Source organism: Clostridium sp., from assembly GCF_051278035.1.
GTDB lineage: Bacteria > Bacillota > Clostridia > Clostridiales > Clostridiaceae > Clostridium_AD.
The window spans coordinates 1-8,660 of the sequence record NZ_JBNMNU010000177.1 but is presented as its reverse complement, the minus strand read 5'-3'; the positions used below and the strand labels follow the sequence as shown (position 1 = coordinate 8,660).

The following is an 8,660-nucleotide window of genomic DNA, read 5'->3' as shown; positions in this document are numbered from 1 at the left end:
TACCTAGGAGGTGTAAACAGCAAATGGCAAGAATAGCGGGTATTGACCTACCAAGAGAAAAAAGAATTGAAATAGGATTAACTTATATATTTGGTATAGGATTAACTAAATCTCAAGGAGTTCTCAAAGAAACAGGAGTAAATCCTGATACAAGAGTTAAGGACTTAACTGAGGAACAAGTAAACGAGTTAAGGACATATATCACTAAGAACTTTCTAATAGAGGGTGACTTAAGAAGAAAAGGTGCACTAGAGATAAAAAGATTAATGGAAATTGGTTGTTACAGAGGAATAAGACATAGAAAAGGTCTTCCAGTAAGAGGACAGAAAACTAAAACTAATGCAAGAACAAGAAAAGGCCCTAAAAAAACAATGGCGGGTAGGAAGAAATAGTAAGGAGGGAATGTAATGGCTCAAAAAGTTAAAAGAAGTAGAAGAAAAAAAGAAAGAAAAAATGTTGAGCATGGTTGTGCACACATAAAGTCTACTTTCAATAATTCCATCGTTACACTTACAGATGTAGCTGGTAATGCTTTATCTTGGTCTAGTGCTGGTGGATTAGGTTTTAGAGGATCAAGAAAGAGTACTCCATTTGCAGCTCAAATGGCAGCAGAAGCTGCTAGTAAAGCGGCTATGGAGCATGGATTAAAGAGTGTTGACGTATTTGTTAAAGGACCTGGAGGCGGTAGGGAAGCGGCGATTAGATCACTTCAAGCGGCTGGATTAGAAATTACATTAATCAAAGACGTTACTCCAATTCCACATAACGGTTGTAGACCACCAAAACGAAGAAGAGTATAGTACAGTTAAGAAAATAGGAGGTGTAATTGAATGGCAAGATATACTGGAGCTACTTGTAGACTCTGTAGAAGAGAAGGTATGAAGCTGAACCTTAAGGGTGATAGATGCTTTACAGATAAATGTGCATTTGCAAGAAGAGGTTATGCACCAGGACAACATGGGCAGAGCAAGAAAAAAATGTCTAACTATGGATTACAATTAAGAGAAAAGCAAAAAGCTAAAAGAATATATGGAATACTTGAAAGCCAATTTAGAAGATACTATGAGAAAGCTGACAAGTTAAGAGGAATTACAGGTGAAAACCTATTAAAACTTCTAGAAGTTAGACTTGATAACGTAGTTTATAGATTAGGTTACGGAAATTCAAGACAAGAGGCTAGGCAACTAGTAACTCACGGTCATTTCACAGTTAATGGTAAAAAGGTAGATATCCCTTCATATAGCTTAGTAGCAAATGAAGTAATATCACCATGTGCTAAGAGCAGAGCTACTGAGAAATTCAAAGTATTTGCTGAAAATCCTAAAACACTACCAAGTTGGTTATCAGCTGACGTAGAGAAATGGGAAGGAAAAGTTTTAGCACAACCAAGTAGAGAAGATATAGATGTTCCTGTTAATGAGACGTTAATCATCGAGTTATACAGTAGGTAGTCATAAAAAAGAATCAGTTGCCCTCATAATAGGTTGCCAATAAAAAAAAAGGAGGGTTTATTATGTTAGAAATAGAAAAGCCAAAAATTGAATGTGTAGAAACCGCTGAAGATAGTTCTTACGGTAAATTCGTAATTGAACCATTAGAAAGGGGTTATGGTACAACTTTGGGTAATGCATTAAGAAGAATTCTTCTTTCTTCATTACCGGGAGTTGCTACAAATTCAGTGAAAATAGATACAGTGCTTCATGAGTTCTCTACTGTTAAAGGTGTGAAAGAAGATGTTACAGAGTTAATTTTAAACATTAAAAGCTTAGCACTTACAATGGTTGGAGAAGGTCCTAGAACAATATATATTGATGCTAATGGACCAGGAGTAGTTACTGGATCAGATATTAAATCTGATGGAGATTTGGAAGTTGTTAATGGCGATTTACATATAGCAACATTAGACGAAGGTGCTAAGTTATATATGGAACTAACGGTTAATAGAGGTAGAGGATATGTTTCTCATACCAAAAATAAAACAGATGAATTACCAATTGCTACAATTCCAGTAGACTCAATTTATACTCCTGTTAAAAGAGTGAATTTCACTGTTGAAAATACTAGAGTAGGCCAGATTACTGACTATGATAAATTAACTATTGAAATTTGGACCAATGGAACAATTAGACCGGATGAAGCTATAGGTTTGTCGGCTAAAATTCTTATTGAGCACTTCAAGTTATTTATGACGTTAACAGATCATGCTGATAATGTTGAAATAATGGTTGAAAAAGAAGAAGATAAGAAAGAAAAAGTACTTGAAATGACTATTGAGGAATTAGACCTCTCTGTTAGAAGCTATAATTGCTTAAAAAGAGCTGGAATTAATACAGTTCAGGAGCTAACAGAAAGATCTATGGACGACATGATGAAGGTCAGAAACTTAGGCAAAAAATCACTTGAAGAAGTTGAACAAAAACTTCAAGCCTTAAGCTTGAACTTAAAGCTTAGTGAAGAGTAAGGAGGTAAACACATGGCAATGTATCGTAAGTTAGGACGTTCCACTGATCAAAGAATTGCAATGTTCAGAAGTCTTTCAACTAACTTGTTGAAATATGGTAGAATTGAAACTACAATCTCTAGAGCAAAAGAAACTAGAAAATTTGCAGAAAGAATGATAACTCTTGGAAAAAGAGGAGACCTTCATGCTAGAAGACAAGCTCTTTCATTCATTACTGAAGAAAGCGTAGTTAAAGATTTATTTGATAATATTGCACCTAAATATGCTGAGAGAAACGGTGGATATACTAGAATAATGAGAGTGGGCCCAAGAAGAGGCGATGCGGCAGAGCTCGCTATAATAGAATTAGTATAGTTTGAGCAAAGGGGATTAAGTTGTAACAAACTTAATCCCCATTTTCTTATAAAGATTTAAAGGATATAGGGAGTGACGCTTGTGGGTGAAAAAATGGTTATATGTAATAAGCTTGTTTATAATTATCCTCAAAATGTAGATGAAAAATCAAAAGTGGCCATAGATGGACTAGATTTGGAAGTTACTACGGGCGAATTTTTAGTAGTACTAGGACATAATGGATCAGGAAAATCGACTTTTGCTAAACATATAAATGCTCTCTTAATACCTACTGAGGGGGAAGTCTATGTAGATGGACTTAGGACATCACTAGAATGTAATTTGTGGAATATTAGGAATGTAGCTGGAATGGTATTTCAAAATCCTGATAATCAAATTGTTGCAACCATTGTAGAGGAAGATGTAGCATTTGGGCCAGAAAACTTAGGGTTAGATCCTAAAGAAATAAGAATTAGAGTGGATGAATCACTAAAAAATGTTGGAATGTACGAATATAAAAAACATGCTCCCCATCTACTTTCAGGTGGTCAAAAACAAAGAGTGGCTATTGCAGGTATTCTTGCTATGCGGCCGAAATGTATAGTTTTTGATGAACCCACAGCAATGCTTGATCCATATGGAAGGAAAGAAGTTATTCGTACTATAAAAGAAATAAACAAAAAATATGGAATAACAATAATCTTAATAACTCATAATATGGAAGAAGCAGTGGAAGCAGATAGAATTGTAGTAATGAATAATGGAAAAATAGAAATGAATGGAAAGCCAAAAGAAATATTTAGAAATGTACCACTAATGAAGAAAATTGGGTTAGACGTTCCACAGGTAACTGAACTTGCATTTGAGCTTAAACAAAATGGTATTGATATAGGAACAGATATACTAACTATAAATGAGATGGTGAATGCGTTATGTCAATTAAAATAGAAAATTTAACACATGTATATATGCCAAAAACTCCTTTTGAAAAAAAAGCTTTAGATAATATATCTCTAGAAATAAAACAAGGTGAATTTGTGGCACTCATTGGGCATACGGGCTCAGGTAAATCCACACTAATACAGCACATAAATGGACTTTTAAAGCCAACTTCAGGCACTATAATAATAGATGAGCTAGATATTACAGTTAAAAAAGCTAAACTTACTGGTATAAGGAAAAAGGTTGGTTTAGTATTTCAATATCCTGAATATCAACTTTTTGAAGAAACAATCGAAAAAGACATTGCTTTTGGACCACACAATTTAGGTCTGGATAATGATGAAATAAATAAAAGAGTTCAAAGAGCCATGAAAATAGTAGGACTAGATTACGAAGAATACAAGGACAAATCACCTTTTGAAATAAGTGGTGGTCAAAAGAGAAGAGTCGCCATCGCAGGAGTAGTTGCTATGCAGCCAAAGATTTTAATTCTTGATGAACCAACAGCAGGACTTGACCCAAAAGGAAGAGATGATATATTAAGTAAAATTGTTCAGCTATATGAAGAGAATAATATGACTATAATTTTAGTGTCTCACAGTATGGAAGATGTAGCAAAGGTTGCAAACAGAATTATAGTAATGGACGAGGCAACTTGCATTCTAGATGGAACGCCTGCGAAGATATTTAAGGAAATACAAGTATTAGAAAATGTAGGGCTTGCAGTACCACAGGTGACCTATCTAATTAGAGAACTACGTAGCAAAGGATTCGATGTATCCGAGGATACATTTACTGTAGAAAAAGCTAAGCGGGAATTGCTTAGAATATTAAAGGCGGAATAGTATAAATTTTTTATCCCAATAAGATGCCATTTATAACAGTAGTATTCGGGTCTTTCAACGCATTGGAGGAATTTATATGATTAAAGATATTACAATAGGTCAATATATGCCAGGAGATTCTTTTGTACATAAATTAGACCCAAGATTTAAAATACTCATATCTCTACTATTTATTGTTAACCTATTTCTAGTAAATAATTTTTTAGGTTATATATTTATATTTGTATTTATTTTGTCAACCATAATGATAGCTAATTTATCTCCTAAATATATATACAAGGGTCTAAAGCCTATTTTTATATTGTTACTTATTACAGCAATATTAAACATTTTTATGACTAGTGGAACTGAAGAAATTTGGAGATGGAAATTTATAACTATATATAAAGAAGGTTTGATAATTGCAGCCTTTATGATAGTTAGATTAGTGTTTTTAATTATTGGAACATCGATACTAACACTCACAACGTCTCCTATAGAGCTCACTGATGGTATAGAGAGACTTCTTAATCCATTTAAAAGAATAGGTGTGCCGGCTCATGAGCTTGCCATGATGATGACTATTGCACTTAGATTCATTCCTACTCTTATGGATGAGACTGATAAAATAATGAAAGCACAAATGGCAAGAGGTGCTGATTTTGAGTCTGGGAATTTAATAAGTAGAGCTAAAAGTTTAATTCCTATTTTAGTACCCTTATTTATAAGCTCTTTTAGACGAGCAGATGAACTTGCAATGGCTATGGAATCAAGATGCTATAAAGGTGGAGAAGGAAGAACAAGAATGAAAGAGCTAAAGATAACAACAAAAGATTTTGTAGCAAGTTTCGCATTCGCAATCCTATTTGTTATTACTATTGTTAGCAGAACTTAATATTCTGTTTCCCATAAATAGAAAAGGATGTGAAGTCTTGAGAAATATAAAGATTATAATAGAATATGATGGAACTAATTATTCGGGATGGCAAAGACAAAAGAATGCCATAACTATTCAAGAAAAAGTAGAGATTGCTATTTACGGGATTACGGGCGAAGAAACTAAAATCATTGGTTCTAGTAGAACAGATGCAGGAGTTCATGCAAGGGGCTATACAGGGAACTTTTATACCAGTAGCATTATATCTGTGGAAAAGTTTATAGGAGCTATTAATAGTAAGCTTCCATTAGATATTGTAATTTTACATTGTTCTGAGGTTCCACATGAATTTCATGCAAGGTATGATTCTACAGGCAAAATCTATAGCTACTCTATACTTAATAGGCGTGAGTCTATTGCAGTAGGACGCAATTACATATATAATCATAAGAGAATATTAGACCTAGGGGCTATGAAACTTGCTACGCAGTATTTTATGGGCACTCATGATTTTTCTGCATTTAGAAATCTAGGTAGTTCTGTAAAAACTTCTGTAAGAACTATCACAAGGCTAGATATTATGAAAAATGGGGATTTAATAGAAATATATATTGCCGCTGATGGTTTTTTATATAATATGGTTAGAATAATAGTAGGAGCACTAATTCGAGTTGGTGAAGGAAAAATTAAACCTAATGAAATTAAGGATATAATAGAATCAAAGCAGAGAGAAAAGGCTGGGAAATCAGCGCCGGCCTGCGGATTATGTTTAGAAGAGGTTTTTTATTAAATAAATCAGTAAAAAGGGTAATATCCTGCGTAAAAGCATTGACACACCCGGTAGAATGTATTATACTTATTAATGTTTGTATATGTTATCGTGTAATAAGATCCACTAGCCCCGGATCTTTAGCATAGAAATTCGATTGTTAAAAGTTCAGGGAGGGAAAATAATGAAATCATACTTAGCAAAACCGTTAGAAGTAGAAAGAACTTGGTTCGTTGTAGACGTAGAAGGACTAGTTTTAGGAAGAGCAGCTAGTCAAATAGCTTCAATTTTAAGAGGAAAGCACAAACCAACATTTACACCAAATGTTGATACAGGTGACTTTGTCATTGTATTAAATGCAGAAAAGATCGTTTTAACTGGTAAGAAATTAGACCAAAAAATGTTAAGACATCACTCTTTTTATCCAGGTGGATTAAAAGAAGTTCCATATAGAGTAGCAATGGTTAAAAAACCAGAGTTTATCTTCGAAGAGGCAGTAAGAAGAATGCTTCCAAAAGGACCATTAGGACGTCAAACACTTAAAAAAATGACTGTATACAGAGGACCAGAACATAAAAATCAGGCACAAAATCCACAAACACTAGTTCTTAAATACTAATCAAGTTAGAGGGGAGGAAATATAATGGCAAAGGTTCAATATATAGGAACAGGAAGAAGAAAGAAATCAGTTGCTAGAGTTAGACTTATACCTGGCGAAGGTAAAATTGTTATAAATAAAAGAAACATAGAAAACTATTTCGGATTAGAAACATTAATGCTTATAGTTAATCAACCACTAGTACTAACTGGAACTAAAGAAAAATTTGATATTTTAGTAAATGTGCACGGTGGTGGATATACAGGTCAAGCTGGAGCAATAAGACACGGAATATCTAGATCATTACTTAAAGCTGATGAAACTTTAAGACCAGAACTTAAAAAAGCAGGATTTTTAACAAGAGATCCAAGAATGAAAGAAAGAAAGAAATATGGTCTTAAAAAAGCGAGAAAAGCATCTCAGTTCTCAAAAAGATAGTATTTTTATACATAGAAAGAGATATACACTTGATAAAAGCGTATATCTCTTTTTTATTGTATATTAATCTACAAATTAATTATATAAATTGATAATAGTAGTATAGTCAAAAAGTAAATAGCTATTATGTTATGTTTGTGTTAAAAATATTAAAGTTTATGTTAAATATGATGTAAATTACTTAACACCCACTTGAAAGTTATAGTATCATAGATATGTATTGTTAAGAAATTTGAGGTAAATTAAGATACTTACAATAGATACAAATATGGAGGGGTTTTATGTATGGTGTAAATATGGTTATAGGTCTTTTTGGGGGCTTAGGGTTGTTCCTTTATGGAATGAAACTTATGGGTGATGGGTTAGAAAATGCTTCAGGTGAAAAACTCAAGAAAATATTTGAAAAAATAACATCCAATCCAGTAAAAGGGGTAGCTACAGGGGCTATAATAACAACGGTTATCCAAAGTAGTAGCGCGACCACAGTAATGGTAGTGGGTTTTGTTAATGCAGGACTTATGAATCTTTATCAAGCTGCAGCGGTTATTATGGGAGCTAATATTGGAACTACTGTAACGGCGCAGTTAATTGCTTTTAAGCTTGATGCTATAATACCAATATTTTTAGGGATAGGATCATTAACAATATTATTTTCAAAAGGTAAGAAATCTAGGGAAATAGGTAATATTATACTTGGGTTTGGTATTTTATTTCTAGGCATGGAATTAATGAAGAATACTATGGCTCCTCTAGCAAAGTCCCCAGCTTTTGCGACTTTGATTATGAAACTACAAGGTAATGTTTTTTTCGGAATATTAACAGGTGCATTGATGACGGCAGTAATCCAAAGTTCATCAGCATCCACAGGTATTTTGGTAGCATTATCATCTACAGGAGCACTTCCACTAGAAGTAGCGGTGCCAATGTTATTTGGTAATAATATAGGTACATGTATAACAGCTTTATTATCAAGTATAGGAACCTCTAGAACTGCCAAAAAAGCAGCGCTAATACATATATTCTTTAATATATTTGGTACAATAATTTTTATACCGTTAATGAATCCACTAATACAGTTGGTACAGTCCATATCTCCAGGTGGAGCTTCAGAGGTAAAAAGACAAATAGCAAATGCTCATACAATATTTAACATAGCGAACACTATAATTATGGTGCCCTTTATAAGATATTTTGTTTTGCTTGTTAATAAATTAATACCTGGCGAAGATGGAATTCAAACATTAGGCGTTAAATATATAGATGACAGATTACTAGAGACACCAGTTATTGCGGTTGGTCAAACTACAAAAGAGGTTGTGAGAATGGCTAATTTAGCAAAAGATAATGTAAAGCTTGCTATGACGTGTTTTGTAAATAATGATGAAAAAAAGTTAAAAACTGTTTATGAAAATGAAAAA

At 33.4% G+C, this 8,660-nt stretch carries 12 protein-coding genes; all 12 read left to right on the top strand.

The window, feature by feature from the left end:
* Nucleotides 1–23: 23 nt before the first annotated feature.
* Nucleotides 24–392 carry a 30S ribosomal protein S13 gene (gene rpsM / locus ACJAX4_RS19650; protein WP_435791133.1) on the top strand — a complete coding sequence of 123 codons (369 nt, stop codon included), beginning with the start codon at nucleotides 24–26 and terminating at the stop codon, nucleotides 390–392.
* A gap of 15 nt (nucleotides 393–407) precedes the next feature.
* Nucleotides 408–800, top strand: a complete 393-nt coding sequence (rpsK, locus tag ACJAX4_RS19645; RefSeq protein WP_435791131.1) for a 30S ribosomal protein S11 — start codon at nucleotides 408–410, stop codon at nucleotides 798–800.
* Nucleotides 801–830: 30 nt separating this feature from the next.
* Nucleotides 831–1,451 (top strand): 30S ribosomal protein S4, encoded by a 621-nt coding sequence (gene rpsD, locus ACJAX4_RS19640; RefSeq protein WP_435791130.1) that lies wholly within the window; start codon nucleotides 831–833, stop codon nucleotides 1,449–1,451.
* A gap of 62 nt (nucleotides 1,452–1,513) precedes the next feature.
* Nucleotides 1,514–2,461: a DNA-directed RNA polymerase subunit alpha gene (locus ACJAX4_RS19635; RefSeq protein WP_435791129.1), complete on the top strand. Its 948-nt coding sequence runs from the start codon at nucleotides 1,514–1,516 to the stop codon at nucleotides 2,459–2,461.
* A gap of 12 nt (nucleotides 2,462–2,473) precedes the next feature.
* Nucleotides 2,474–2,815, top strand: a complete 342-nt coding sequence (gene rplQ, locus ACJAX4_RS19630; protein WP_435791128.1) for a 50S ribosomal protein L17 — start codon at nucleotides 2,474–2,476, stop codon at nucleotides 2,813–2,815.
* A 93-nt stretch (nucleotides 2,816–2,908) separates the two neighbouring features.
* Nucleotides 2,909–3,742, top strand: a complete 834-nt coding sequence (locus ACJAX4_RS19625; RefSeq protein WP_435791132.1) for an energy-coupling factor transporter ATPase — start codon at nucleotides 2,909–2,911, stop codon at nucleotides 3,740–3,742.
* Nucleotides 3,727–4,581, top strand: a complete 855-nt coding sequence (locus tag ACJAX4_RS19620; RefSeq protein ID WP_435791127.1) for an energy-coupling factor transporter ATPase — start codon at nucleotides 3,727–3,729, stop codon at nucleotides 4,579–4,581. The genes ACJAX4_RS19625 and ACJAX4_RS19620 overlap by 16 nt, the downstream gene beginning before the upstream one ends.
* 76 nt (nucleotides 4,582–4,657) lie before the next feature.
* The gene (locus ACJAX4_RS19615) at nucleotides 4,658–5,455 is read left to right on the top strand and encodes an energy-coupling factor transporter transmembrane component T family protein (protein WP_435791126.1); all 798 of its coding nucleotides are present in this window, start codon (nucleotides 4,658–4,660) and stop codon (nucleotides 5,453–5,455) included.
* Nucleotides 5,456–5,492: 37 nt separating this feature from the next.
* Complete coding sequence (gene truA, locus ACJAX4_RS19610; RefSeq protein WP_435791125.1) at nucleotides 5,493–6,227, top strand: tRNA pseudouridine(38-40) synthase TruA; 735 nt, start codon at nucleotides 5,493–5,495, stop codon at nucleotides 6,225–6,227.
* A 163-nt stretch (nucleotides 6,228–6,390) separates the two neighbouring features.
* On the top strand, nucleotides 6,391–6,825 hold the full coding sequence (gene rplM / locus ACJAX4_RS19605) for a 50S ribosomal protein L13 (RefSeq protein WP_435791124.1): 435 nt from the start codon (nucleotides 6,391–6,393) through the stop codon (nucleotides 6,823–6,825).
* Between the two features lie 24 nt (nucleotides 6,826–6,849).
* Nucleotides 6,850–7,242 carry a 30S ribosomal protein S9 gene (gene rpsI / locus ACJAX4_RS19600; protein ID WP_435791123.1) on the top strand — a complete coding sequence of 131 codons (393 nt, stop codon included), beginning with the start codon at nucleotides 6,850–6,852 and terminating at the stop codon, nucleotides 7,240–7,242.
* Nucleotides 7,243–7,523: 281 nt separating this feature from the next.
* Nucleotides 7,524–8,660, top strand: a 1,137-nt coding sequence (locus ACJAX4_RS19595; RefSeq protein ID WP_435791122.1) for a Na/Pi cotransporter family protein, incomplete at its 3' end; no start/stop codon positions are given.

What these genes read in the sequence shown, in the direction of transcription:
- rpsM (WP_435791133.1), top strand. Translation starts at nt 24, where the DNA reads ATGGCAAGAATAGCGGGTATTGACCTACCAAGAGAAAAAAGAATTGAA.
- rpsK (WP_435791131.1), top strand. Translation starts at nt 408, where the DNA reads ATGGCTCAAAAAGTTAAAAGAAGTAGAAGAAAAAAAGAAAGAAAAAAT.
- rpsD (WP_435791130.1), top strand. Translation starts at nt 831, where the DNA reads ATGGCAAGATATACTGGAGCTACTTGTAGACTCTGTAGAAGAGAAGGT.
- ACJAX4_RS19635 (WP_435791129.1), top strand. Translation starts at nt 1,514, where the DNA reads ATGTTAGAAATAGAAAAGCCAAAAATTGAATGTGTAGAAACCGCTGAA.
- rplQ (WP_435791128.1), top strand. Translation starts at nt 2,474, where the DNA reads ATGGCAATGTATCGTAAGTTAGGACGTTCCACTGATCAAAGAATTGCA.
- ACJAX4_RS19625 (WP_435791132.1), top strand. Translation starts at nt 2,909, where the DNA reads ATGGTTATATGTAATAAGCTTGTTTATAATTATCCTCAAAATGTAGAT.
- ACJAX4_RS19620 (WP_435791127.1), top strand. Translation starts at nt 3,727, where the DNA reads ATGTCAATTAAAATAGAAAATTTAACACATGTATATATGCCAAAAACT.
- ACJAX4_RS19615 (WP_435791126.1), top strand. Translation starts at nt 4,658, where the DNA reads ATGATTAAAGATATTACAATAGGTCAATATATGCCAGGAGATTCTTTT.
- rplM (WP_435791124.1), top strand. Translation starts at nt 6,391, where the DNA reads ATGAAATCATACTTAGCAAAACCGTTAGAAGTAGAAAGAACTTGGTTC.
- rpsI (WP_435791123.1), top strand. Translation starts at nt 6,850, where the DNA reads ATGGCAAAGGTTCAATATATAGGAACAGGAAGAAGAAAGAAATCAGTT.